The organism is Lysinibacillus sp. SGAir0095 (assembly GCF_005491425.1).
Lineage (GTDB): Bacteria > Bacillota > Bacilli > Bacillales_A > Planococcaceae > Ureibacillus.
This window is the reverse complement of the sequence record NZ_CP028083.1, coordinates 1060471-1085737: the sequence shown is the minus strand read 5'-3', so window position 1 is coordinate 1085737 and position 25267 is coordinate 1060471. Positions and strand designations below refer to the sequence as shown.

Sequence of the window (25267 nt, the reverse complement as noted above, 5' to 3'; positions counted from 1 at the left end):
TAACACCTTCTTAAATATTTCTTAGTGCATCAATTATTTCAGTTTTAGATTTTGTTTTTTCATCTAATTGTTTTAAAACGCGTGCAGGTACTCCACCTACAACTGTATACGGCTCAACATCACTAATAACGATTGCACCTGCTGCAACAACTGCACCTTGGCCTACTCGTACACCTTCTAATACAACAGCGTTTGCACCAATTACAACATCATCTTCAATAATTACTGGAGTGGCTGATGGTGGTTCGATTACACCTGCTAGAACTGTACCTGCGCCAATATGGCATCCCTTACCTACAGTTGCACGCCCGCCTAATACAGCACCCATATCGATCATTGTTTTTTCACCAATTTCAGCACCGATATTAATGATTGCACCCATCATGATAACTGCATTATCACCAATTGTTACTTGATCACGAATAATCGCACCTGGCTCAATACGTGCATTTTGATATTTTAAATCTAGTAAAGGAACGCCAGAGTTACGACGGTCATTTTCAATTACATAGTCCGCAATTTGATTGCCGTGCTCTTTTAAGCTTGCTTCGATTTCATTCCATTCACCGAAAACAACTGCGCTATTTCCTTCACCGAAAACCTTAGAATTTTCTCCATATGATAAAGAAGCAACACTTTCACCCTTAACATAAACTTTTACAGGTGTTACTTTTTTAGAATCTGAGATAAATTGAATAATTTCTTGTGCATTTAATTTTTTAGTCATTGTTAAATCTCCTTATCTATGTAAAATGCATTCACATAATTGATTGTACTAAATATTCTAATAAATAGCACGTATAATTACCTCGTATGAGTCAAATAATTATTCATTATTTCGTATAATCATAAAGGCAACTTGCATGCTGAGTTACCACATCCATAAAGGCAGCGACTTGTCTTAATTCAAACGAAGAGTCATATCCAATCAACCAAGTATCTCGTGTCAATCCAGTATCCTTTTCATTTTGCGTTAATGGAATCTTGTTTACATCTTCTTCCCCGTTTAGTGTTATAGATGGCAAGATTGCATAACCTATACCATTCATGGCCATTTGTTTACATGTTTCAATCTGATCTACAATAATTTGTCTTTTCGGATTTGAGGAGAAATGACGTTGCCACCAAAGCTGAATTTCCTGATAGTAATTGGAATCACTTTTAAATTGAATAAAGGGTCTATCAGTCGTTAAAATATCATCAATGTTTTCAATTTCCTTATCCACGAGATACATCATATCTCTAAATAGATGAACTTTTTTACCTTTCCATTCTACTTGTCCCCGCACAATTCCTACATGTGCTTCACCCTCATATAAGGCTTTCACAATTTCCGAGCTCCATCCAGTAATAAGTGATATTTTCGCATCCGGATAAATTGTGACAAACTCCTTTAAGACTTTTGGAAGCCAATTTTGACCTACAATGGAGGCACATGCAATCTTTAATGTGCCGTGAACTTTCGAATTTAAGGCTTGAATTGTATCAAAGATTTGCTCTTTCCTTAAGATGGTTTCATTCGCATATTGAATAACTAATTCTCCAGCTGGCGTTGGCGTAAGTCCCTTTTGCGAACGAATGAAAAGCTGGGCACCCCAATCCTTTTCGATTGATTGTAATCTTTGGGAGAGGGCTGGCTGTGTTAGGAAAAGACGTTCCGCTGCTTTTCTCATATTCTTCTCTTCTGCAAGAATTTTAATGATTTCTGCTTCTGTTGCAGTCATTTAACTCTCCCCCTTAAAATAGGCTATGTAAAAAACGACAAAACCCTAATAAGTGGATTTTGTCGAGTCTAATAATCAATTCTATTAATCTTCTACTTGATAAATATATTTTTTTAACTGCTTTAAAATTACACGACGGGTTAAAATACCAACAAAAGTTCCTTCATCATCGACTACACATAAAAATGCATGGTTGATGACTAAATCTAAAGCTCTCTGGAACGTATCAGTTATTTTTAAATACGTAACATCCGGGTCCATACAATCATCAACTTTGATATTCCCCAATTTTTCATATTCAATTCGTTCTAAACCCAATATGGATTCGGTAATCATTTTACTACTTAAAAGACCGTGTAAACGATACTTAATATCCAATACAGGTACAGAAGAATAACCTGTTTTTGTTAAGACGAGTAAAGCATGTTCTGCACTATTGCCAATTTGAACATGTGCAACTTTTTCAGATGAAATAATAAAGTCACTAATTGGTGTCTCTAATAATGCTCTTGTATTTGTTGAAATCATGACCTTCTACTCCTTTGCCTGTCAATAACTTTGGAACAGGAAAACTACACTCTCCTTATATCATATCACAATTTGTTCACAATTGACCATGATATGGCACAGTATTTTAGAGTAGAAGGATGATTTCCTTAAAATTTTCACATACTAATATCCATAAATTGACCAATAATAAAAGATAATTATTCCAGTAAACAGCCCGAAAATAATGTACATAATTATGATTGGGTTCATCGCTACTGGATGATCTCTTACCATCTTGCTAATCGGTGTATCTGTTGCCGACTCACGGTGCCTCGTCTTTTTCATTACCCCGGCAGTGAGTAAGTAGGATACAAGAACAATAAGTGCCCCTGTAATGATTGTCGGTATAGTCCACATTCCCATAATTACGCCTCCTTTTTTTCAGTTAAGAAAGTGTAATTAGTATGCTTCTTATACCGTAGTGTTTATTCTTCATTAAAATGAATGCCAAGATTTGCTTGACTATTGAGTCCAATATTTAGTAATGCAGTACACGATTTTTTGCATTGGAGACTATTGGTTGCCTTCAAATCCTTTTGTACGTGCACTATTTTTGAATTATGTTATTAAAACGGAAATTTATTTAACCATTGGCCACCATCTAGCGTGACACATTCCCCATTCATATATGACGCCTTATTGGACATAATAAAAGTTGCGAGATCTGCAATTTCTTCTGGTGTTCCAAGTCTTTTTAAAGGAACCGAGTTCAATGTTCGTTTTGCTTGCTCCTCAGATTCCCACAGCTTCCCTGCTCCACCTGTTCTTTCAATTGGACCTGGTGCTATTGCATTTACCCGAATTCCATACTGATGTCCCCATTCAACAGCTAAAGTTCTAGTTAATGACAATACACCTGCTTTTGCAGCTGCCGAATGAACAACGCCAGCTCCTGCTCCCCAGGCATATGTAGCTACCATATTTAGAATTTTTCCTTTTATTCCATTGTCGATCCAATACTTCCCTACTTCGGAAGAGCAATAGAACGTTCCATTTAAAACGATGTCAATCACCGCTTTCCACCCATTCGGCGAAAGCTTTTCTGCCGCAACAATAAAGTTCCCCGCAGCATTATTAACTAATCCATCAATTTTACCGAATTTCTCTACAGCAAATTGAACCATCGCCTTTACATGCTCAACTTCACGTACATCCATTTGAAATATTTCAACATTTTCACCAAAAGCCATAATTTCATTTTTTGCATTTTGTAAGCGTTCTCTATCTCGACCAGTAATCACTACATTTGCGCCATCTTGAACAAACTGTTTCGCCATAGCAAGTCCCATCCCACTAGAACCGCCAGTCACAATAATCGTCTCATTCTTCAACATACATACTCCCCCTACCCCTTAATGAATGTCCATTCACTTTTCAGTTTACTATAAATTCACAAATTTGTCATTTTAGTTTTTAGAATTTTTGGATAAATGGGGTTTAGTTTGTCCGCGATCGCTCTTCTCGTGGACTTTGAATCCTGTTTTCCCTCTTCTATTGTCCAACGTAAAATTGCTCTACCTGAATCTACGAAGTATTGCTACAAAAAATTCAAAATTACCTAACACAATTCAAATTTAACCTTTCATCTAATAGAAATTTACATAATTCTAAACTATACTAGTGTTATAATCGCACGAAAGGATGAGGCTTCTGATATATAAATCTAGAATAGAACCTTTAGAATTAATTGTTCTTAAAACTTTAGAATCTAGAATTCAGTTATCCAAGAAAGATCAGCAAAACTTATATGCTCTAACAAAGGGATTTGAGGGAGAGCAGAAATTTGACTCCTTAATACAAACACTAAACTGTGATTGTATAGTCTTAAACGATTTATTACTAACCGTTAATAATCAAACTTTTCAAATTGATTCTATATTAATTTTAAAGGATCAAATTTTTCTATTCGAAATTAAGAATTATTCTGGTGATTTCTACTATGATTCTAATCGCTTCCTCCAAAAAGATGGATTCGAAATTTCCAATCCCCTAATCCAATTACAACGAACTGAATCATTAATGCGTCAACTTCTTCATAAATTAAATATAAATATCCCTATTCATTCAAAAGTTCTCTTTGTTAACCCCGAATTCTCGCTTTATCAAGCTCAGCCAGAAAAAACTTTCATTCTACCAAATCAAGTTAATCGTTTTTTAAAGACTCTAAATTTAGAACGATTAAAATTAGATGAAAGACATAGAAATATTGCGGAAAAGTTAAATACTCTCCATATTCAAGAATATCCTCTAAAGCAATATCCTACCTTTTCATATCATGAGTTACAGAAAGGCATAAAATGTGTTTCTTGTGAGACTTTTAAATTTTGTACAACAAACTATAGACGAGAAATGGAAGTTCTTTGTTTAAATTGCAGAAGCAAACAAAAACTAGAATCTGCTGTAATTCGCACAGCAAAAGAATTCCAAATTCTATTCCCTGATGAAAAAATTACAACTCCCAAAGTATGTGATTGGTGCGACCTTGAAATTTCTCAAAAGACCATACAAAGAATCCTCAACAAACACTTCACTAAATCAGGTGCCAACCGGTGGATTTATTACACCTAGCTTGCTCCATTTTTTCACCAGCTGCATTAAATGCCCCTAACTCGCTTTACCCAAACAAAAAACCAACAAATTCTATGAATCATAAAATTTGTCGGTTTACAATTAGTTTATCAGGTATTTTTTTACAATTTCATCTACAGGAAGGGGTTTGTTGTATAAGTAGCCCTGACCTTTTTTGCATTGATGCAGTTTTAGGAAGTTTTCTTGAGAAATTTCTTCTACGCCCTCAGCGATTACGTCCATTTCCAGATTTTGAGATAGCGCGATGATTGCTTTGACAATTGCTTCATTTTTATCGTCTTTATTTAAATCGGCGATAAAGGATTGATCGATTTTGATAATGTCAATCGGATATTTTTTTAAATAACTAAGAGACGAATAACCTGTCCCAAAATCATCAACAGAGACGAAAACACCTAAAGCTTTTAGATTCTTTAAGATACTCTCGGTTTCATCAACGTTCACCATCGAGCTTTCCGTAATTTCCAATTCGATATAACGTGGCTCGACATCGTATTTTAAAATTACTCGTCTTACCTTTTCCGCAAACTTTTCTTGTTTGAATTGCTTTGGTGAGATATTGACGGCAATTCGAACTGGTCTATACCCTTTTGCCTTCCATTCCTGTTGGTACTTGCAAACCTGCTCTAACACCCACTCGCCGATTTGAATGATTAAGCCTGATGATTCAGCTATTGGAATAAACTGTGAGGGTGGTACGAATCCAAACTTTGGATTATTCCATCTAATTAATGCTTCAAAGCTATCAATTTCATATGTATCAAAATCAATTTGGGGCTGCAAATGTAGGGAAAGTTCGTTAAATTCTATGGCTCTTCTTAAATGTGCTTCCATTAATACTTCATTTTGGAAGGTATGGCTCATTTCTTCACGATAAAATCTGAAATGTGCACGACCGTGTTTCTTTACATAAAACAATGCCTGTTCAGCCTGATGCAATAATGTCTCCAGATCTCGGGACTGATTTCCTGCGATTGTTGAAATACCGATTGAACAAGTAACAAAGTACTCATGAACATCGATTAGAAAAGGTTCCTTCAGCTGTTCGTAAATCTTATTGACAACAAGCTCCACCTCTTCACGAAGTGTATGTCGAACTAAAAAAACAAATTCGTCTCCACTATAATGATAGAGCTCGCATGATTCACTTCGAACCTCATTGAAGCGTTCACTAATTTTCTTGATCATTTCATCCGCTTTTTGTTTTCCAAGTGATTCATTGTATTTTTTAAAGCGATCCAAATCGACAAGTAAAAATGAAATCTGGCGAAGATCATTATAGTTTTGGTAATGCTCTGACCATTTAATATTTAAAGCTCTTTTATTTAATAGCCCGGTATTTTCATTTTGAAAAGTGTACAAGCTATAAGAATTCTTTTCATCATCATTCACTTGCTTCATAATCAATGCAAAGTATTCTTCAGTGTTTTTCATAATTGTTTGAATGTAAACAGATACTTGCTTGGAATAATTCTGTATGGTAAGAAATTCGACTTCTTCCTTTGGATTTCGGAGCATTTCCTCCACTTTCTCCCAATCTAACCATTGAAAAAAGCCATTTGCATCCATTCCCTTCATATAAGGAACAGGGGAAAGAATTGAGGCATTTGAATTAATCATCTCTACAGTATATTTTCCTTCATTCTGTGTTTTTAGTATGACAACAGAATCAAATGGATTTAGTTTCATCAAATCTTGCAAGTAATTTTCAAACTCCATTGTTGGAAAAGTAATCATTATTATCCCCCATTAGCTACATGACGTGATGCATAAATATATATAGTTATATTATAACACTATAATCCATTATTATTTTATATTTCCATCTAATTTTAGGACAAATGTATAACTAAATCAACTTTTCGATGAATATTAATAACTTAACATGAAAAAATACCTATAAAAATACATCATCTCTTAGACAAAAAATGGGAGATGATGTTTTATGAAAATAGTTAATTAAATTGCAAAATGTCTTTTATTCTTCTACTACGACAGTACTCATTGCCTCAAGTAAAAACTGCTCCTGAGAATTTATCGCTTTATCAGTATTACTTATTTCTATAAAATGATATTTTCCTGTTGAATCTTGAACACGTGCTTTTACTGTATCAGCTAGCTGCGTCCTTAAAATATCCATTACTCTTTGCTTAATATCATAAGAATATAGTGGGAATAATATCTCAACTCGTTTGACCATATTACGTGTCATTAAATCCGCAGAAGATAAATAGATTTTATTTTCTCCATTGTGATGGAACCAGTAAATTCGTGTATGCTCTAAAAAACGTCCTACGATACTTGTAACTGTTATGTTTTCACTAATTCCCTGTATTCCAGGTCGTAAGCAACATATCCCACGTATCACAAGCTCAACTTTTACTCCATTAATAGAGGCTTCATAAAACTTCATGATAAGATCTTTATCTGTTAAAGAGTTCATTTTTGCACGAATAAACCCATTGCCAAATCTCTTATGGCAACGAATTTCTTCATCTATTAATTCAATAAACTCATCTCGAATATCAAAGGGCGCAACAACAAGATGATGGAATTTTGGTTTTTCTGTGTAGCCGCTTAAGTAATTAAAGAAGTTTGTTGCATCTATACCAAATTCCTTAACCGATGTGATAATTCCCATATCTGTATAAAACTTAGCGGTGGCATCATTATAGTTTCCTGTACCAAGGTGAACAAAACGCTCGATTTTTCCGTTATTTTGGCGGACCACGAGGGTTATTTTAGAATGTGTTTTCAGGTTATTCATTCCGTAAATGACCAGGCATCCGGCTTGTTCTAATTCTTTTGCCCAATGCACGTTATTTTCCTCATCGAATCGAGCTTTCAATTCTACTAGAACTGTCACTTGTTTCCCATTTTCAGCAGCTTGTTTTAAAGCATTGATAATAGGCGAATTACCACTTACCCGATATAAGGTTTGTTTGATTGCTAATACTGAAGGATCCGTTGCGGCTTCTGTAACAAAATCAACAATCGGTTCAAAGGACTCATACGGGTGATGGAAAAAGATATCTTGTGATAACGCCTTTTCGAAAATATTCTCATCAGAAGCTAAATCTTTTGGTCGGAGAGGAATAAAGCTTTCATACTCTAAATGTTCACGGCCAACAGAAATCTTCTTCATAAAACTAAAAAGAAACGTTAAATCAAGTGGACCACCAATTTTAAAAACATCCGATTCTTGAATCTCAAATTCTTCTAACAAATAATCAAGTACATCATCGCTTATTTCGCCATCGCGAACTTCTAATCGGCTTCCAACTCCCCATTTACGTTTTTTCAGTTCCTTTTCAATCTCAACAAGTAAATCTCGTGCACCTTCCTCATGAATAGTTAAATCCGCATTACGCGTTAATCGGAAGGCTTGTGTAGACTTCACGTTATATCCATAGAAAAGTTTTTCAAGATGGGAAGTGATAACGTCTTCTAATAGAACAAAGACTTTCTCACCTTTTTCACTTGGCACTTCAATAAAACGATCTAGAACGGAAGGTACCTGTACAATTGCAACCTTTTCATTTTGTTCACTATACATATTTTCTTCGAGCATGACCAGCAAGTTTAGAGTTTTGCCGATCAATGTAGGGAAAGGACGATATGCATCGACCGCTACTGGCGTTAGGACTGGGAAGATGGTTTCTTCAAACAACTCATTAACAAACTGTTTTTGATACTCATTTAAATTTTTAAATCCTCGTACGTATACTCTTTCTTTCGGTAATTCTTCATGCACAAGATATCGATACACATCCATTTGTCTACGTACAAGCGATTGGGTCTTCTGGGCAATTTTGGCAAGCTGTTCCTTAGGTGTAAGTCCAGACTTATTTTCAGGCTTATGAAAACCTGCTCTTACCTGGTCTTGTAAACCTGCTACACGAACCATGAAAAATTCATCTAAATTCGAGCTGAAAATAGCTAAAAATTTCAAGCGTTCTAATAATGGGTTGGCTTCATCTTCTGCTTCTTCCAATACTCGTTCATTAAATGCTAACCAGCTCAGCTCACGGTTATTGTAATACTGTGGTTTAGCGATTTCTTCTAAAATATACTTATAGTCAATCAACTCTTCATTATTTTTTTCTCCATAAGAGTCTAATTGAATTTCAGTAGTCATCTCTTTTCACCCTTTTTATAAAAATGAATTTGTACAGGTTTTTTAAATATCCGTTCAATATGTTTTTTTTGACGTTCACATTGATAAATTTCAGCCATTGGTACATTTCGAGCCGCTACAATAATATGAAGTACATCACTTACTTTTTCCAGCTCAACAGATTCTACAATAGTACGCTTCGATACGTTTAATGCAAAAATAAATTTAAGCATTGCTCCAAGTTCTCTTAACGTTTTTAGTTCATCACGAGGGATCCAAGTAATAAAAGGAGCTGAGAATCTTCTGAAATAATCCTTATTTTTATAAGATGCAACGAGCGCTAATTTCACACGTTCTACATGATTCAACCCAACAATCGACTGGTTTGCAAGTAAGTAAAAGGTATGCTGATTTGAAGAATCCTGTTCAATATACTCACCAATTGCAAATACTTGAGCAGCCCTTTTCAGCAACACCAGGTGATCTTGATTAAACTCACAGAGGCCTATACGACAGCACTCTTTGTAAAACTGTTCTGTAATACGACTCAAGAATGTTCGCTCTTCTTCTGAACGTCCATATTCAAAGGTTATTCTTCGAGCATATCCTTCAAAAACATTGTACTTATCAAAAGCATGATCATCACTTTGTGAGACTCGATTATACATTAGACCTTCGCGCAAGCCCTTTTTACTTATTTGAAAAACTTTTGCATCGACAACAGCCATCAATTCTTTAAAAACCTCAAGAGCGATTCCAATAATGTCTGCTCGGTCCGATGAGAGCCCGTCCAATTGTCTTAACTGTTCGAAAGTCAGCCTCTCTAAATAACTGCCTAAATTCGTCAATTCTTCCAGCTTTATTTCGTATTGATGCACACCAGAAATAGGATAATCTATTAGCTGTTGATGAATTTGTGCAATATTACGTGCACTTCCACCTATGCCGATGATGGGTAATCCCAGTTGCCCAATCCAGTTTAGTTTTTCAAATTGGTTTCTTACATATTGGCGCAAAACTTCTTTTTCTTCTTTACTTATGACTTCACCAGAAACAAACATTTCCTTTAAAGAAACAGTGCCGAAAGGAAAACTGATGGTTTTTTGTAATTTTTTATCTTCAAATAAAGTGATTTCAGTTGAGCCGCCACCTATATCAATCGTAACTGCCGATTTTGTATCCATTGAATGCGCAACAGCAACAAATCCAAAATACGCTTCTTCTTCCTCTGTTAATAAATCAATCAAAATCCCTGTTTCATTCTCCATACGCTCTACAATAGATTGGTTATTGGTTGCTTGGCGAATTGCGGCAGTTGCTGTTGCCTTTATTTCTGTAACTTCATAATCATCTATTATTTTTTTAAAGGAACTTAATGTCTCGGCTAGCAATGCAATACCTTCTTCAGACATTATTCCATCAGGCTGTAGATATGTTCTTAATCTTGCAACTGTTTTTATATTTCCGAATTCTCTTAAGCCTTCAAGCTTGTTATATTTATAAAGTACAAGTCGAATTGTATTTGAACCAATATCGATGATTGCTGTTTTAAAATTTTCCATTTTCTCTATTGTTATCACTTCTCTCTTTGAAATTTCTTAAGGTATATACACTCTTCTATACCCTAAAGAATGGTTTAAATATTTTAACTTTAAACCCGAGAAGAAAAAAGAACACAGACGGTAAACCATGAAAGGTATCCGACCGTGTTCTAAATGTAAATCAATTCGCCAAGGGTAGAGCCTTACTTAATTGAAAGTATAATCTTTGGGATACCCTAAAAAGTTAAAATCTTCTTATAGAATCAATTCGTCTACTTTTAGAATTAGTTCTGCGATTTCAGGTTTACTAATTTGCTCCTCAGCACCTACAACTTCACCCTTATGACGAAGATCATCTGTAATCAAGCTAGAAAAGATAATAACTGGAAGCTTAGATAAAGATGGAGTGGATTTGATTTTCTTCGTAAAATGATGACCATCCATCTGTGGCATCTCAATATCAGTCACTACTAATTGAACATGTTCTTCAATATTGCTGCCAGTACGGAGAAGCGATTCTAGATAGTCAAAAGCATCTCGACCATTTTCAAAGAACTCAAGGTTTACGTAGCCCGCTTCATGCATTGTGTCATGCAATAATTTTCTAAGTAAAGGCGAATCCTCTGCAATAACAATTTTCTTTTCAGAACGCTCCCGTTTTCCTAACTTTTTCACAGACTCCACATTAATACCGGAATCAGGGTTAATATCCACCATGATTTTTTCAAAATCTAATAATAAAAGCATTGTGTCTTGTTGTTTAATAACACCAATTACTTGACTGGAACCACCTTGATACATATCTGAAGGTTTTTCGATTTCATTCCAAGAAATTCGATGGATTTGTGTAACATTATCCACATGGAAAACAACCTTTTGCTTATTAAATTCAGCAACAATGTATTTATGCTGCGAACTAAATGTAGCATGGGCCATTCCTAAAACTTTTAGCATATTAACCACAGGTAATACTTCTCCACGCAGTTGAACAATCCCTTCAACATGTGGATGTGCATGCGGGATAAAAGTAACTGGAATCGGTTGAATAATTTCTTTAACTTTTATGACATTAATACCGAATTTATTATTAGCGACTTCAAATTCAACAATTTCAAGTTCATTTGTACCACTTTCTAGTAAAATACCTTTATGTTCCAAGTGACTCACTCTTTCCTTTCCCGACTAAAATATTATTATTTTAGCTACTTTTGATACAGATTATTATAAGTAAATTGTAACATAGGGGAAGGTTTTCTCCTATCATCTATTTTTTTCAGGTTTTACCTGTAAATGAATAATTAAACCAATTATTGTAAGAATGATTAGGGAACCTAACGCTAATCTACTTGCTAATGTTCCATAATCTCTCATGACTAATGTGACGGTACCATAAATGGCTGGTCCAATAATTGATGATACCTTTCCAGAAAAGGCGAATAAGCCGAAAAATTGTCCGCGCTTTTCTTCAGGAGATAATTCGATGATAAAAGTTCGAGATGTCACCCACATTGAACCCAGTGAAACACCAAACATACTGCCAGCAATCCAAAACATTCCTTGAGTTGTGGCAAATACTGCAACGAAAAGTGCGAGGATCATAATTATTGCAACAATTGTGATAGAACGCCTTGCTCCAATAGCTTTTGCAATATATCCAAACACCAAGGACCCTATTATCGTTGCCACTGTACTGACCAAGTATAAAATGATAAACTGCCCTGAAGTAAACCCTACAATCGCTGTGGCATAAACAGCCATCATAGCAATAGTTGTGGCAATCGCATCGTTCAAGAAAAAGTAGGCAATCATAAAAGTAAAAATTGATTTATACTTTTTCATTTCCTTGAACGTTTGAATAATTTCTCGATAGCCTTCTAGAAATTTAATCTTCTTTCTTTTATCAGCGGGGATAGGTTTATCCTTTATAAAGAAAAATAAGGGCAATGAAAAGATCAGATATAGAATCGCTGTTGGGATAAACGCACGATGGAAATCACCGTCACTAACAAGCAAATAAACAAGTAAACCGCAAATTGTCCCCAAGTAACCAACGGCCACACCAAACCCTGATATTAAAGGCATCTCTTCTTTTGTCCCAAAATCCCCCATCATAGAATCATAAAATACTAAACTAGAATTAAAGAAAAATTTGGCTATAACAAAGCTCACAACAACTAAAAATAAGCTCAGGGGAACACCTGAATAATAAACATTAAAATCAATGCTAGAAAAGACCCCCATCATAAAAGTAAAGAGAATCGAAATAGAGGCAAACCAGACAATAAATCGCTTTTTGAAACCAGTATTATCAATCCACACACCAAATAATGGTGAAAAGAGAACTAAAAAGAAGCTTGCTACAGCATTGGCATAGGAAATAAACGAACTCGCTACTTGTTGACGAACTTCGTCAGTTCCTAATACTTCGTCCATATAAAAAGGAAAAAAAACAGTATTAATGTTAGATGAAAAGATAGTATTCGCAAAATCATAAAATGCCCAGGACAGTATCGGCAGTGAAAGATATAATGCAATTGGACCTCTTGTTTCTGAATTTGTTTTCCCCAAAGTGTTCGCCCCTCAAAATAAGTTTCTCTATCTAGCCATTTAAACAAACACAGCACAGCGCTTAATCACTACTTCAAGGTTTAAATGCACACTAGATTGAAGAATAAATCAATCTATATAATATTTAATCAAGCTTTGTGTTCCTTTATCGCCATATCCTTTTTCTAAGAGTGTGTTGTAAAGGTCAATAGAAAGTTTGACACCTGGCAAGTTTAAGTTCATTTTTTCCGCTTCCTCGATGGCAATTTTCATATCTTTAAGAAAATGCTTTAAATAAAATCCTGGCTCTAGGTCCCCTTTTATCATTCGTGGTCCAAGATTGCTCAATGACCATGAACCGGCCGCTCCAGCAGAAATCGATTGAAGTACTTTTTCAATATCCAATCCTGCATTTAATGCATAGGAAATCGATTCACAAACACCGATCATGTTGGTAGCAATAAGCAATTGGTTACACATTTTCGTATGTTGTCCTGAACCAGCTTCCCCTTGATATACTATATTCTCTCCAAAAATTTGTAGAATCGGAAGTAAATCATCAAAAACAGTTTTCTCTCCACCAACCATGATGGAAAGTGTCCCATTTTTAGCACCTACATCACCACCAGAAACAGGTGCATCGATGCTCGAAATTCCTTTTTGTTTTGCTAGATCAAAAATTTTCATCGCCAAAGTGGGTTCGGAAGTTGTCAAATCCACAACTACTGCCCCTTGTTTAGCAGATTGCAGAATCCCATTTTCACCTATATAAACCTCTTCTACATCTGATGGGAAACCAACCATTGTAAAAATGATGTCGTTTTCTTTAGCTGCTTCATTTGGCGTTTCTGCCCATTTTGCACCAAGCTCGATTAACTCTTGTGCCTTAGATTTCGTACGAGTATACACACTAACGTCATAATTAGCATTTAGTAAGTGCTTCACAATACTTGATCCCATAACCCCAGTTCCAATGAAACCAATTTTTTTTGTATGTAACATCCTATTAATCCTCCCCTATTTTCTTGATTGTTAGATAAATTATTCTGTAATTAATCGATGACTACTTATTTCAAATCATTATTGATTAGATAAGTTTTTACTAGTTTACCAAATATTTTCTAATTATTGATTATAAATAGAAAATAAATACATAAAATTTACATAATAGTTGTCATATCTAAATAAAAGCTTGAAAATTCTATTGAAGCTTCCTCACATTGTTATTGTAATAATGAATTTTGAACATAAAAAGAGAGCAGAAGACAAAAGCTTCTGCTCTTAAAGGGGGAAATGAGAATGTTGCTGTGTTCATAAATAATATATCCCCTTTTCTTACTTTCTAAACAATTTATACAATTTTTTTTTACTAAAGGTAATTGTACTCATCATTCTTTTCTATTTGTTCATTTTCTTTTGCATATCCATTATCAATTTCGTTCATTAACCGATCTAATTCTTTGCTTATGCGTATAGTTTTGGGGTTTTGAAGACCGTGCTCTATTCCAGTCTGTATCATTAACTGTCTTTTTTTCTCAAGTTCTTTTAAAAGGTCCTTTCCCACTAAACTCCTCCTAAAAAAATATGATGCATCTATTATATTATTTTTTTTAATAATGAGGATGAAAATCGCTAGACAAAGTTCGACACAGTATTAACTTCTAGGCACCTTCAAAAATGTGAAAGTAACATCTCCGCCTTGTTGTGCTTCACCACGAAAATGTTTAAACAGTTCATCCCGAACTAAAAACTCGCGAAATTGTAAAAATTCCTCTTTAGAAATGTGGATACTATCCACTTCACCGCTTTTTAGTTGTTCAATCATTTGCTGATATTTTTCCATTTTAATCACCTTTTAAATGTAAAATTTTAGATAAATTAATTAAAAATTCTAAAAATCTCTTTACTTTTTTTAGATTTTCATGCAAAATTTCTTAATATTAGTCGATAAGGAGCTGACTCTTATGAAAATAGCAGAGGTTGGAAATATTGTCGAGTTTAAAGAAGGTTTACAAGGTATTGTTGAAAAAGTAAACGAAAACTCTGTGATTGTAGACTTAACGATTATGGATAATTTTCATGATCTAGACATGGAAGAAAAAACAGTTGTCAATCACAAACGCTATAAAATATTAAATCATCCAAAGGAACATTAATCTATTAAAAAGGTACTAGCCTTAAAATACCTAAATTTCACCACGAGCTCGCCTCGATCAATTCTTTCCTGAGGATAATATTGCCTTAGAGGCTTTAACTATACAAATTGCAGTTATCCTTACTCAGCGGAACTACTGTGATACGGTGAAATTCTTCTCCATAATAGAAAATCAAAACTTTTTCTAGAATGAAGTTTATCAAATTAATACAAATAAATAAAAATCTCCTTTTCATTTGCTTATAGATGATAGGAGATTTTTTTTTTGATAATATGGAAGGAAGGAGGTCATTATTTATGGAAAAAACTAAAAAATTAGTCGGGCTCCTTCTCTCTTTAATCTTCTTTTATGTCATGTTGTATATCACATTTGAAGAAATTAATATCTTCTGGTACTTATACAGCTTTACACTTTTAGTAGGAATTGCGATCGCCAGCATATACGGGAAATTTAATGATGAAGTACCCACCTGGCAATATATAGTTTATGGAATTGGCTATGGGACAATTCTTTATGGAATTGTTCGACTAGGCTACATTATTATTACAAAAGTTAATGGTGGTACCGAAAAAACGATAACAAGATTTCTTGAAACCTACGGACCTGATAATATTTGGCATTTTTTATTGCTGATATTCATTATCGTCTTAGGCGAGGAGCTATTTTGGCGAGGATATGTACAACAGTATTTAAAACATTGGGTTTCGCCTAAAGTTGCTGTCTTTATGACAAGTATATTATTTGCTCTATCTGTTGCCATAAGCGGTTTTTGGCTAGGGGTTGTAGCAGCTTTTGTTGCAGGACTAGTATGGGGATTCCTATATGAGTGGAAAAGAAGTTTACCACTAATTATCGTCTCCCATGAAGTATTTATTCTATTATTATTCATGATTTTACCACTTCATTAAAATATAGGTGGAACTTGAATAATATATGAAACTTTCTATGGGCTAATACGTTATATTTATTTAAGGGGGCTAAAAAATGTTAAAAACTTATAAGTTTATTATCACTCTATTATTATCACTGGCAGTTTTAGCTGCGTGTAACACTGCTGAGGAGTCAACTACTGAACCTACAAACGAAACAGTTACTACAAATACTGAGTCTACAGAAGTAGATGAGTCTGCAGATAGCGAAGAAACAGCAATTGGTGATGTTGAGCAGGAAGAACAAAAAGAAGAACAATCTGCAAGTGAAACTAATTCCATTACATTCTCCTCTAAGGGAGAAAGTACAACTGAAGAATTGACGGCAATTTCAGGAGAACGATATACAATACAAGCAATTCCTGGTTTTAGCTTAACCCCAGAAGAGCCTGGAAAGGACATTTTGTTTTACGAACAGGACGATTCAGTTTCTATGCGAATTGAAGCAATGGAAACAAGTGCTACAACTTTCGATGATTTAGTAGCAAATACAGAACAAACAATGACTGCTATAAGTGAAGACTATGAACCATATGATATAACTTCATTTGTTGGAGAACAAAACTTAACAAAATCCACTGCTTTTATTGCTAACTTTGATAGCGAAGAAGTCATCACAGTTGTGTTTGTTAAAGCTGACAAATTAGTTCGTTTAACTGTATACGATAATAAAGAAGTAGATTTATCTGAAGCAATGATTAAGATGGGCTTAACGATCGAATAAGCTATTTTAAAGCTTTTTAGTAAAACTAAAGGAGTTGCCTCAAACATGAGACAACTCCTTTTAGTATGACAAATCTTTAATAGAAAGTCCTAATTTCTTTAACAGCTCAATTGCAATATCTTTTTCCTCAGGGGTTAAAACACTTAAAAGTTCATGTAGATTTTCTTCATGTTCTGGAAATAACTTCTCCATGAACTCCGTACCTGCCGCAGTAATCTCTGCAAATGTAACACGTCGGTCAGATGGACATGATACCCGATTTAGATATCCTCTTTTTTCAAGCTTATCAATAACATAGGTAATGGAACCACTAGCAAGCAAGATTTTATTCCCAATTTGCTGAAGCGGTTGACGTCCTTTATGATGAAGTAATTCTAAAACAGCGAATTCTGTTGGATTTAAACCTTGCTGTTGAAAAAATTGATTCGTCACTTCATTAATCGCCTTATTTGCTCTCGACAAGACTATAAACAATTTAAGCGATTGCTTAATTTCAATAGAAGACATGACAAAACATCCTTTTTATCATTTATATAAATGAATTATAGCGATAAAAAGAAACTTTTGTCAAAACACTCATCTCTATTTTATTAAACAACCGGTAATCCGTTTAGCGGTTCATGACTTCCCCACAGATTCATTAAGTTCTCATCATTTCGATTTAAATACTCCCTTTTGGAAACTGGCAATGAAATTTTAAAGGTCGTCCCCAAACCAACAGAACTTTCTATACTAATTGAACCATTATGCTCCTCAACAACTTTCTTGACTAATGTTAATCCTAAGCCTGTACCAGTTGGTTTCGTTGTAAAGAATGGAGTAAATAACTGATTCATTTCCGCATCAGTCAGTCCTGTCCCTTTATCAATAACAGATACATTGACTCCCCCATCATGATTCTCAAGCTTAATAACAATAACTCCACCATTAGCCATTACTTCGATGGCATTTTTTACTAAGTTAATAAGCATTTGCTTTAAACGATTATGATTCCCCATTATTTTAATAGGATAGTAATTACAATTGTCCATTTTTAATAGGATATTTTGCTTCAAAGCGTGAGGAAGCATTAATTCAATGACTTCATTCGTAACATCGACAATGGAAGTTTCATCATAGCTTCTTTCTTTTGGCTTTGACAAATACAACAATTCAGTTAATATTGATTCCATTCGCTGTAATTCAGAATCCATGACAGATAAATAATTTTGATGATCGTCGTTAGAGTTTAGTCTTAATAATTCAACAAATCCCTTTAATGATGTCATAGGATTTCGAATTTCATGGGCTATGCTCGCTGCCATTTGGCCCATTGAATTTAGAGTTTGTTGTTGATCCACTTGTTGTTTTAGTATCGTTTTCTCGGTTTCATCTGTAATCGTTGTAACAATTAGATTCATATTATAATTAAATTTACTATCTACTTTATAATAATTCAGCTGTCCATTTTCATTTTCACCAGACACATCTATAGAAGCTCGTCCACTATTCATAAGATTCGCGAAATATTGAAGCTTACAAAATTCGAAATCTGTCAGTATATCGAAGAGTGTTTCATGCTGTTTCTTGATAATCTGACTTTTTTCGCATTGAAGATACTTTAATGCTGAACCATTAAGATCGACAATCTCCCCATTCAAATCTGTCAGTATGATTCCGTGAGAAATATCATTAAACATTGAATAGATATCGATATTGCTGCTCTCATGTAATGCACCTGTTTCTGACTTCGGTGAAATTCTTACAAAAATAAGATTTTTCTTTTCATGATAGTATCCCATTAATCGAAACTCTTTAAATTTATTTTCACCAATTTTAAGATTGAGATTACAAAAACTACTAAAATCACTCTGGATTTTGTTTAAAAATTTAATCCATTTATTATTTGATAACTCGTCCATTTGTAATGTTTTTTCGGATGATTGATCTATATTTAGCATTTGAGCTGCATAGTCATTAATAGACTCAATTTGACAGGAAGTATTTAATATTAGTACTGGATCTTTAACGGTTTGAAACAACATCCTAAAAATAGGTCGAACAGTTTTCACCATTTTTCTCTCACCAATCCTTTCCGTTTGGAAAAAATATTCTCTTCCACTCAGTTCTCATACTTTTATTCTATTAATAAATTCGTCTATTTATGACTTTGTAAATTAAATTATACTAAATATTCAAAATATACATTTCAATACAAATTATTCCACAGATTTTTTTGTAATTAAATGGGTAGAAAACATCATTTTCACAGTGATAAAATATATTTATTAGTATTTTTTTGTTCATTATCATAACTATATGAAGTGTATGTGAAATTAGTTCTAGACCATTCGACTGGGTATTTTTTCTTTTAAAAAATTATACATAACTCCATTTGACCTACTAATTTTCTGTTTTTTACATAATTTACTTAAAATTTAGTATCTTTAATATGAGTAAATCGACTATTTTTTTAGTAATTACATTTTCTAGAAGATATATTAAATTTAACTAAATTCATAAAAAATTGCACGTTAAAAATCTGTAAATTCAAAATATTTAATATTTGTAATAAAAAAAGATCTCATGTATGAGACCTTTATAAAAAATTATCCAATTATTACTCTTTCTTTTGGGTAGCGATAAGGTGGTTTATCGACCCTACCTCCAAGTGTATATAAAAATGAGATTAGTCCGACCCGACCAATAAACATCAAAATCATGATGACGAATTTTCCTTCTGTCGACAAATGCTCAGTTATTCCTAAGGACATTCCGGTTGTTCCGAAAGCAGATGTAATCTCAAAAATAATTTGAGTTGTTGAAGCAGCTGGTTCTGTTATCAATAAAATCATAGTAGAAATCATAACCATGAAGAAAGCTAACATAATGACCACATAGGATTTAAAAATATCAATTAAATAAATTTCACGTCCGAATAATTGAATCTCTGTTCGACCATTTGCAAAATTGTATAAAAACAATATGGCAAGTGCAAATGTTGTCGTACGGATACCACCCCCAACTGAACTTGGTGAAGCACCTATAAACATTAAAAAGCTTAGGAAAATATCAGTTGCTTCGCTAAATAGTGTCACATCATATGTAACCAATCCAGCTGAACGTGTCGAAATTGAATGAAACATCGATGTAAATAATTTCTCATGCCACGGCATCCCTCGAAAGGAATGGAAGGTCTCAATCAGTAAAATCACTAAAGTTCCTATTGCAAACAAGAGTCCGTAAGTTACCGTTGTAATTTTTGTAAATAGACTAAACCGGAAGGATGGATCTTTTCTAAACAAAAAGTTTTTCATTTCAACTAAAACAGGGAATCCAATCGCGCCTAGCACGATTAATATCATTGTAATAAATTGAACAAAATAATCTTTATGGTAGGGTATTAAGCTATCCCCTGTTATACTAAATCCTCCGTTTGTTGTTGCCGAAATAGCGGCAAAAACTCCATGTTTAAACGCTTCTTGCCATGTATCAAAATATTGAAGGAAATGTATTGATAAAATGAATGCAGCTATTGCTTCAATGAAAAAGAGTATTTTTACTATTTCCTTTAATAAATTTACAACACCGGATAAATTGTATTGATTATGATCTATCATTATTAACTGTCTTTCACGCATGCCGATTCTTTTCCCCATAATGATCCAAAGAAAAGTACCTAACGACATGATTCCGATTGCTCCAAGTTGCAAAATGACTAGTAACACAATCATTCCAAATGATGTTAGAGCATCAGCTAAATCGAATACGGTTAAGCCTGTCACACTTACTGCACTTACTGCAGTAAATAATGTATCGATTAGTGATATATCTACGCCATCCTTGTATACTCCAGGGATTCTTAATAATAGAAAAGAAGTAGCTATTGCAATAAAATAATAGCTAACAAGAAGTTGAAATGGTGTTATGACTCTAGATTTTTTAGGATGCTGATGCTGGGCCACTTGATTCGCCTCTTTTACTTATTGTTCTAGTTCTACAAGTATAATGGAAAATTCCTCTAAAGTGAACCTTCAATCAGGGAGTTTGTAAATAGTCAGTTATTCATACGGTTACCCACTCTAGCATCCTTCTTTCGAATATTAGTTTCTTATAAGATAGTCTGCTCTCCCAACCTATATTTAATTCGGAATTAAAGAAAGAGGAACAGTTTACACTGTTCCCCATTTCCATATTTTTATTCTTGTGTTGCTTGTTTTTTCTTTTTTGAAACTCCAATGAACCAACCACCAAGTGCAATGAGAAGTAATACAATCCAGAAAATCAGCTTCCATGTTGTTGAATGTGGGAACTCATGCGGTAGGATACCAACCTTATCATGAGAGAGTGTTAATACAGCTAATTTAACACCTACCCAACCAACAATTAAAAACGCGGCACTTTCTAAGTCAGGGTAATCATGTAAAACCTTAACGAACCATTGTGCTGCAAATCGCATAAGTATCAAACCAATTATTCCACCGAAGAACATGACGCCGAATTGGCCTGCATTAATTCCACCGATATCGAAATTACCTACTTCAGGTAATGTTACAGCAATCGCCACAGCAGCAAGCATTGAGTCTACTGCGAAGGCAATGTCTGCCATTTCAACTTTAGCAACCGTTGCCCAGAAGCCTTTTCCTTTTTTAGTGTGTTCTTCAACTTGATCTTCTTCATCATCTTCCTTCTTAAACTTCTGATCATAAATATTTTTAATGGAGATGAATAGAAGATAAGCGGCACCAATTGCTTGAATTTGCCAATAGTTTACTAAAACCGTGATTAAGAACAGCGCTGCAAAACGGAAGACAAACGCACCTAATAATCCATAAAATAAAGCCTTTTTCTGTTGCTCTTTTGGTAAATGTTTCACCATTACTGCCATTACAACGGCATTATCGGCAGCCAATAATCCTTCTAATACAACAAGTACAAGTAATACCCATGCATATTCTAAAAATATTTCCACTCACATCTTCCTCCTTATCATTTGTTTACCCACATGAGGGGATTTTTATTAAAAAACTTCACTTACCTTTACTTTCATTGAAGATAAGTAAAATTTTAGTTTCTGCAGTTATGCTATATAACTGCAAGTTTATAAATATCACCGAACAACCATTTTTAGACAAAAGAAAAAGACCCATGCCTAAATAAATAGGCAAAGGTCTTGCTAAGCAAATTTAATGATTTCAAATAAAATAATTTGAAATCGACTAATCATATGCTTTCACACCCGATGGTTCCAAACCATGTAATGACGAATGTGAAGTAAGTATTTTTCAATACTTATAAGCTACTCCCCTTTGACAACAGTCAAATGGTTATTCAGTTATTATTTAATTTAATTATATCATAGCCCATATTAAATGCAATGAAATTATTTAATTTGAATATGAAAGATTTTATTAGCTTTATTTTCCTTATAAAACTGGATCATTGAGGGCATTGTCGATAAAAAATCTGGACATCGAACGTCCCCTTTTCTAAGGATTTCCTGCGCTTGTGTACAATCAAAAGATGCATTCCACATCAAGTAATCCATGGTTTCAATCTCCACACCTAACATTTTTCGAATAGCTGGAATTTGCAATCCTATCCTGGCTATCGAAAATGGGAATCTTCCTTTAGGATAATTTCCTGTCATCTCTTTCACCATCGTTCGATACACTTCTTGTACTGGATGCGGATGAGGATCAGTTAAATGTAGCGTTTTTCCTTCAGCTGAAGGTTGCGTACATAGAAATGTGCTTGCCTCGATTATATAATCCACCGGTACTACATTGATAGTGGAATTCGATTTACCAATATACGGAATAAAAGGCAAAGCTTTCAATTTATCGATCATATTTAAGAAAAAATAGGGTCCATCGAATTTTATCGTTTCTCCTGTTTCTGAAGAACCTCGAACAATCCCAGGTCGAATAATGGTTATAGCAACTTGTGATTTTAACTTTTCCACCAATAGTTCCGCTTCAAATTTCGTCTCTTCATAGAAATTTTTGAATTTCAGTGGTCGGATTAACTCTGTTTCTAGGAGGTTTCCTTCTCGGGTTCCAGCCACATAGGCAGTACTAAAATACATATAGCGTTTTAGATTAGGCAGAGTTAAGACAAAATCATTTACCATTGAAGTACCATGAACATTTACTGTCCATGCTACTTCCTTTGGAACAGCCAGATCGTAAATTGCAGCCAAGTGCCAAAACACCTCAATATCAGGTTTTAACTTTGTTAGAAATTCTTTTGCTATTCCTAAATTTTCTAAAGTAATATCCCCTTCAATAATCTTAATTTCTCGTCCGGGATACTCCTTTAAGATATCCGTTACTTCTTTTTGTGCTTTTTTTAATTCACTTTGGAGAACTAATACAGCAATATCATTTGTAATTTCATTTTTGAAAACATTTCGTATTAATTGACTAGTTATAAAACCTGGAAATCCTGTAAAAAAGTGAATCCCCATTTCTCACTCATCCCCTATCTATCCATTACATTTATCAATTATTTCCATTTTACCATGTCTTAGGAAGAATTTAACATTTCGGAATATTAAAGTCTACAAAAAAGAACGTCATATTAAATGACGTTCAGTAGGCTTTTTTATAATAAGCTATAAAGTTTAATGTTTTCGTTTTTCTCTGAGAACCAGCGCATTGCGAACTCATTTTCGAATAAGAAGACTAGATTATCAAAGCGGTCTTTTACAAGCATAGAACGCGTTGAATGCATCGATTCTTTTACATCTTCTTCATTTTCGATCCAACGAGCGATTTTTGAACCGATTGGCTGCATTTGCACTTCAACATTATATTCGTTTTTCATACGATGCTCAAAAACTTCAAATTGTAATTGTCCTACAGCTCCAAGAATCACTTCTTCTGTATGAAGAGTTTTATAATATTGGATTGCCCCTTCTTGCACTAATTGTAAAATCCCTTTATGGAATTGCTTCGACTTCATTACATTTTTCGCCGTTACTCGAACAAATAGTTCTGGTGTAAATTGTGGAAGTTTTTCAAATTGGAACGTCTTCTTACCGCCAACTATTGTATCTCCAATTTGGTATGTTCCTGTATCGTAAAGACCTATAATATCACCAGCAACTGCCTCATCGACTGTTTCGCGATCATCTGCTAAAAATTGAGTCGATTGTGTTACTTTAAATGATTTGTTCGTTCTGGATAGTGTAATGTTCATTCCACGTTCAAATTTACCTGAAACAATTCGAACGAACGCAATTCTATCACGGTGAGCTGGGTTCATATTTGCTTGAATTTTGAAGATGAATCCAGAAAGCTCGTTATGATCTACAGGGTCAATAAACTGCTCATCCTCTGTTATACGTGGTTGAGGTGCAGGCGCAAATTGTAAGTACGTTTCAAGGAATGTTTGCACACCGAAATTCGTTAACGCAGAACCAAAGAATACCGGAGTTAACTCACCACGACGGATTTTTTCCTCTGAAAAATCATTTCCTGCTTCGTTCAATAGCATGATATCATCCATCGCTTGTGTGTAATAGGACGTAACTTTCATCGGATGCTCTACTGCAAGCTCTCCTTCTTCATCAATCGGTAAAAAGCGTTCGGTTTCATCTGTACGGAATTGTTCAATTCGTTTGTTATAACGATCGTAAATTCCTAAAAATTCTTTCCCCATGCCAATTGGCCAGTTCATTGGGTAAGCATTAATTCCTAAAACTTCCTCTAGCTCTTCAATTAATTCAAGGGGTTCTTTCCCTTGACGGTCTAGTTTATTGATAAAAGTAAAGATAGGAATACCGCGTAGACGACAAACTTTAAATAGCTTTAACGTTTGTGCCTCAATTCCCTTTGCAGCATCCACCACCATTACTGCACTGTCTACTGCCATTAAAGTACGGTAAGTATCCTCAGAGAAATCTTGGTGACCTGGTGTATCTAGTATATTCACACGATTTCCAAGATAGTCAAATTGCATTACCGAAGATGTAACAGAAATTCCACGTTGCTTTTCAATTTCCATCCAGTCAGAAGTGGCAAATTTACCTGTTTTTTTCCCTTTTACAGTACCCGCATCACGTATGGCACCACCGAATAATAATAATTTCTCAGTTATTGTCGTTTTACCAGCATCTGGGTGAGAGATAATGGCAAAGGTACGGCGTGATAATATATCTTGTTCTAATTTTGAAGTCATTCTTTTTCTCCTTTTTATATACCCTTGCTAATGGAAAACCTTGTTTAGTCAAAAAATCATGCTTAAATGTTTTCCTTATACCGATTTCCATAAAAGTACATATCAGTATAATAAAAGATTATCCTTAAATAGCACAACCATTTTTCCTTTAATCTACTATTTATACTGAGAACAAATCCTTTTATATATCCAGCAATTTATTCTACTGCTTAAATTTAATGGCTGTCC

At 34.3% G+C, this 25267-nt stretch carries 23 protein-coding genes; 4 read left to right on the top strand and 19 right to left on the bottom strand.

The window, feature by feature from the left end; genetic code table 11:
- Window positions 1-10: 10 nt before the first annotated feature.
- The 5 genes from dapD to fadH all read right to left on the bottom strand — a co-directional run bounded on the left by dapD (window position 11) and on the right by fadH (window position 3607).
- A complete protein-coding gene (gene dapD / locus C1N55_RS05350) occupies window positions 11-727 on the bottom strand; it encodes a 2,3,4,5-tetrahydropyridine-2,6-dicarboxylate N-acetyltransferase (protein WP_137727862.1) in 717 nt (238 codons plus the stop codon).
- Window positions 728-833: 106 nt separating this feature from the next.
- Entirely contained in the window at window positions 834-1724 is an 891-nt protein-coding gene (locus C1N55_RS05345; RefSeq protein ID WP_137727861.1) for a transcriptional regulator CcpC, read from the bottom strand.
- An 84-nt stretch (window positions 1725-1808) separates the two neighbouring features.
- Window positions 1809-2252, bottom strand: a complete 444-nt coding sequence (cbpB, locus tag C1N55_RS05340) for a cyclic-di-AMP-binding protein CbpB (protein WP_137727860.1) — start codon at window positions 2250-2252, stop codon at window positions 1809-1811.
- A 144-nt stretch (window positions 2253-2396) separates the two neighbouring features.
- Window positions 2397-2636 carry a short-chain dehydrogenase gene (locus C1N55_RS05335; protein WP_137727859.1) on the bottom strand — a complete coding sequence of 80 codons (240 nt, stop codon included), beginning with the start codon at window positions 2634-2636 and terminating at the stop codon, window positions 2397-2399.
- Between the two features lie 203 nt (window positions 2637-2839).
- The gene (gene fadH / locus C1N55_RS05330; RefSeq protein WP_137727858.1) at window positions 2840-3607 is read right to left on the bottom strand and encodes a 2,4-dienoyl-CoA reductase; all 768 of its coding nucleotides are present in this window, start codon (window positions 3605-3607) and stop codon (window positions 2840-2842) included.
- Window positions 3608-3914: 307 nt separating this feature from the next.
- On the opposite strand from fadH, the gene C1N55_RS05325 reads away from it, so the two are divergent.
- Window positions 3915-4841 (top strand): nuclease-related domain-containing protein, encoded by a 927-nt coding sequence (locus tag C1N55_RS05325; protein WP_137727857.1) that lies wholly within the window; start codon window positions 3915-3917, stop codon window positions 4839-4841.
- A gap of 102 nt (window positions 4842-4943) precedes the next feature.
- On the opposite strand, the gene C1N55_RS05320 is transcribed toward C1N55_RS05325, so the two are convergent.
- The 8 genes from C1N55_RS05320 to C1N55_RS05285 form a co-directional block, all read right to left on the bottom strand.
- Window positions 4944-6599: a putative bifunctional diguanylate cyclase/phosphodiesterase gene (locus tag C1N55_RS05320; protein ID WP_137727856.1), complete on the bottom strand. Its 1656-nt coding sequence runs from the start codon at window positions 6597-6599 to the stop codon at window positions 4944-4946.
- Between the two features lie 241 nt (window positions 6600-6840).
- Window positions 6841-9000, bottom strand: coding sequence for an RNA degradosome polyphosphate kinase (locus tag C1N55_RS05315; RefSeq protein WP_137727855.1), 2160 nt, complete (start codon window positions 8998-9000; stop codon window positions 6841-6843).
- Window positions 8997-10541: a Ppx/GppA family phosphatase gene (locus C1N55_RS05310; protein WP_137727854.1), complete on the bottom strand. Its 1545-nt coding sequence runs from the start codon at window positions 10539-10541 to the stop codon at window positions 8997-8999. Before C1N55_RS05310 ends, C1N55_RS05315 begins: the two co-directional genes overlap by 4 nt.
- Before the next feature lie 234 nt (window positions 10542-10775).
- Window positions 10776-11678, bottom strand: coding sequence for a chemotaxis protein (locus C1N55_RS05305; protein WP_137727853.1), 903 nt, complete (start codon window positions 11676-11678; stop codon window positions 10776-10778).
- Between the two features lie 102 nt (window positions 11679-11780).
- Complete coding sequence (locus tag C1N55_RS05300; RefSeq protein ID WP_137727852.1) at window positions 11781-13088, bottom strand: MFS transporter; 1308 nt, start codon at window positions 13086-13088, stop codon at window positions 11781-11783.
- A gap of 108 nt (window positions 13089-13196) precedes the next feature.
- On the bottom strand, window positions 13197-14069 hold the full coding sequence (locus C1N55_RS05295; protein WP_137727851.1) for an NAD(P)-dependent oxidoreductase: 873 nt from the start codon (window positions 14067-14069) through the stop codon (window positions 13197-13199).
- A gap of 367 nt (window positions 14070-14436) precedes the next feature.
- On the bottom strand, window positions 14437-14631 hold the full coding sequence (locus C1N55_RS05290) for an aspartyl-phosphate phosphatase Spo0E family protein (protein WP_137727850.1): 195 nt from the start codon (window positions 14629-14631) through the stop codon (window positions 14437-14439).
- Window positions 14632-14721: 90 nt separating this feature from the next.
- Window positions 14722-14916, bottom strand: coding sequence for a hypothetical protein (locus C1N55_RS05285; RefSeq protein WP_370452613.1), 195 nt, complete (start codon window positions 14914-14916; stop codon window positions 14722-14724).
- 115 nt (window positions 14917-15031) lie between these two features.
- Here C1N55_RS05285 and C1N55_RS05280 point away from each other — a divergent pair, with 115 nt between their 5' ends.
- The 3 genes from C1N55_RS05280 (at window position 15032) to C1N55_RS05270 (ending at window position 16876) form a co-directional block, all read left to right on the top strand.
- Window positions 15032-15223: a YkvS family protein gene (locus tag C1N55_RS05280; RefSeq protein ID WP_137727848.1), complete on the top strand. Its 192-nt coding sequence runs from the start codon at window positions 15032-15034 to the stop codon at window positions 15221-15223.
- 296 nt (window positions 15224-15519) lie between these two features.
- On the top strand, window positions 15520-16131 hold the full coding sequence (locus C1N55_RS05275) for a CPBP family intramembrane glutamic endopeptidase (RefSeq protein WP_137727847.1): 612 nt from the start codon (window positions 15520-15522) through the stop codon (window positions 16129-16131).
- Between the two features lie 76 nt (window positions 16132-16207).
- Window positions 16208-16876: a hypothetical protein gene (locus C1N55_RS05270; protein WP_137727846.1), complete on the top strand. Its 669-nt coding sequence runs from the start codon at window positions 16208-16210 to the stop codon at window positions 16874-16876.
- A gap of 60 nt (window positions 16877-16936) precedes the next feature.
- On the opposite strand, the gene C1N55_RS05265 is transcribed toward C1N55_RS05270, so the two are convergent.
- The 6 genes from C1N55_RS05265 to C1N55_RS05240 form a co-directional block, all read right to left on the bottom strand.
- Window positions 16937-17383 (bottom strand): MarR family winged helix-turn-helix transcriptional regulator, encoded by a 447-nt coding sequence (locus tag C1N55_RS05265; protein ID WP_137727845.1) that lies wholly within the window; start codon window positions 17381-17383, stop codon window positions 16937-16939.
- 83 nt (window positions 17384-17466) lie between these two features.
- Window positions 17467-18930, bottom strand: a complete 1464-nt coding sequence (locus tag C1N55_RS05260) for an ATP-binding protein (RefSeq protein WP_137727844.1) — start codon at window positions 18928-18930, stop codon at window positions 17467-17469.
- Window positions 18931-19464: 534 nt separating this feature from the next.
- Window positions 19465-20820 carry a TrkH family potassium uptake protein gene (locus C1N55_RS05255; RefSeq protein WP_137727843.1) on the bottom strand — a complete coding sequence of 452 codons (1356 nt, stop codon included), beginning with the start codon at window positions 20818-20820 and terminating at the stop codon, window positions 19465-19467.
- Between the two features lie 233 nt (window positions 20821-21053).
- Window positions 21054-21827, bottom strand: a complete 774-nt coding sequence (locus C1N55_RS05250; protein WP_137727842.1) for a TerC family protein — start codon at window positions 21825-21827, stop codon at window positions 21054-21056.
- A 411-nt stretch (window positions 21828-22238) separates the two neighbouring features.
- Window positions 22239-23324 carry an SDR family oxidoreductase gene (locus C1N55_RS05245; protein WP_137727841.1) on the bottom strand — a complete coding sequence of 362 codons (1086 nt, stop codon included), beginning with the start codon at window positions 23322-23324 and terminating at the stop codon, window positions 22239-22241.
- Window positions 23325-23461: 137 nt separating this feature from the next.
- Entirely contained in the window at window positions 23462-25039 is a 1578-nt protein-coding gene (locus C1N55_RS05240; protein ID WP_137727840.1) for a peptide chain release factor 3, read from the bottom strand.
- Window positions 25040-25267 lie beyond the last annotated feature (228 nt).

What these genes read in the sequence shown, in the direction of transcription:
- dapD (WP_137727862.1), bottom strand. Translation starts at nt 727, where the DNA reads ATGACTAAAAAATTAAATGCACAAGAAATTATTCAATTTATCTCAGAT.
- C1N55_RS05345 (WP_137727861.1), bottom strand. Translation starts at nt 1,724, where the DNA reads ATGACTGCAACAGAAGCAGAAATCATTAAAATTCTTGCAGAAGAGAAG.
- cbpB (WP_137727860.1), bottom strand. Translation starts at nt 2,252, where the DNA reads ATGATTTCAACAAATACAAGAGCATTATTAGAGACACCAATTAGTGAC.
- C1N55_RS05335 (WP_137727859.1), bottom strand. Translation starts at nt 2,636, where the DNA reads ATGGGAATGTGGACTATACCGACAATCATTACAGGGGCACTTATTGTT.
- fadH (WP_137727858.1), bottom strand. Translation starts at nt 3,607, where the DNA reads ATGTTGAAGAATGAGACGATTATTGTGACTGGCGGTTCTAGTGGGATG.
- C1N55_RS05325 (WP_137727857.1), top strand. Translation starts at nt 3,915, where the DNA reads ATGAGGCTTCTGATATATAAATCTAGAATAGAACCTTTAGAATTAATT.
- C1N55_RS05320 (WP_137727856.1), bottom strand. Translation starts at nt 6,599, where the DNA reads ATGATTACTTTTCCAACAATGGAGTTTGAAAATTACTTGCAAGATTTG.
- C1N55_RS05315 (WP_137727855.1), bottom strand. Translation starts at nt 9,000, where the DNA reads ATGACTACTGAAATTCAATTAGACTCTTATGGAGAAAAAAATAATGAA.
- C1N55_RS05310 (WP_137727854.1), bottom strand. Translation starts at nt 10,541, where the DNA reads ATGGAAAATTTTAAAACAGCAATCATCGATATTGGTTCAAATACAATT.
- C1N55_RS05295 (WP_137727851.1), bottom strand. Translation starts at nt 14,069, where the DNA reads ATGTTACATACAAAAAAAATTGGTTTCATTGGAACTGGGGTTATGGGA.
- C1N55_RS05280 (WP_137727848.1), top strand. Translation starts at nt 15,032, where the DNA reads ATGAAAATAGCAGAGGTTGGAAATATTGTCGAGTTTAAAGAAGGTTTA.
- C1N55_RS05275 (WP_137727847.1), top strand. Translation starts at nt 15,520, where the DNA reads ATGGAAAAAACTAAAAAATTAGTCGGGCTCCTTCTCTCTTTAATCTTC.
- C1N55_RS05270 (WP_137727846.1), top strand. Translation starts at nt 16,208, where the DNA reads ATGTTAAAAACTTATAAGTTTATTATCACTCTATTATTATCACTGGCA.
- C1N55_RS05265 (WP_137727845.1), bottom strand. Translation starts at nt 17,383, where the DNA reads ATGTCTTCTATTGAAATTAAGCAATCGCTTAAATTGTTTATAGTCTTG.
- C1N55_RS05260 (WP_137727844.1), bottom strand. Translation starts at nt 18,930, where the DNA reads ATGGTGAAAACTGTTCGACCTATTTTTAGGATGTTGTTTCAAACCGTT.
- C1N55_RS05245 (WP_137727841.1), bottom strand. Translation starts at nt 23,324, where the DNA reads ATGGGGATTCACTTTTTTACAGGATTTCCAGGTTTTATAACTAGTCAA.
- C1N55_RS05240 (WP_137727840.1), bottom strand. Translation starts at nt 25,039, where the DNA reads ATGACTTCAAAATTAGAACAAGATATATTATCACGCCGTACCTTTGCC.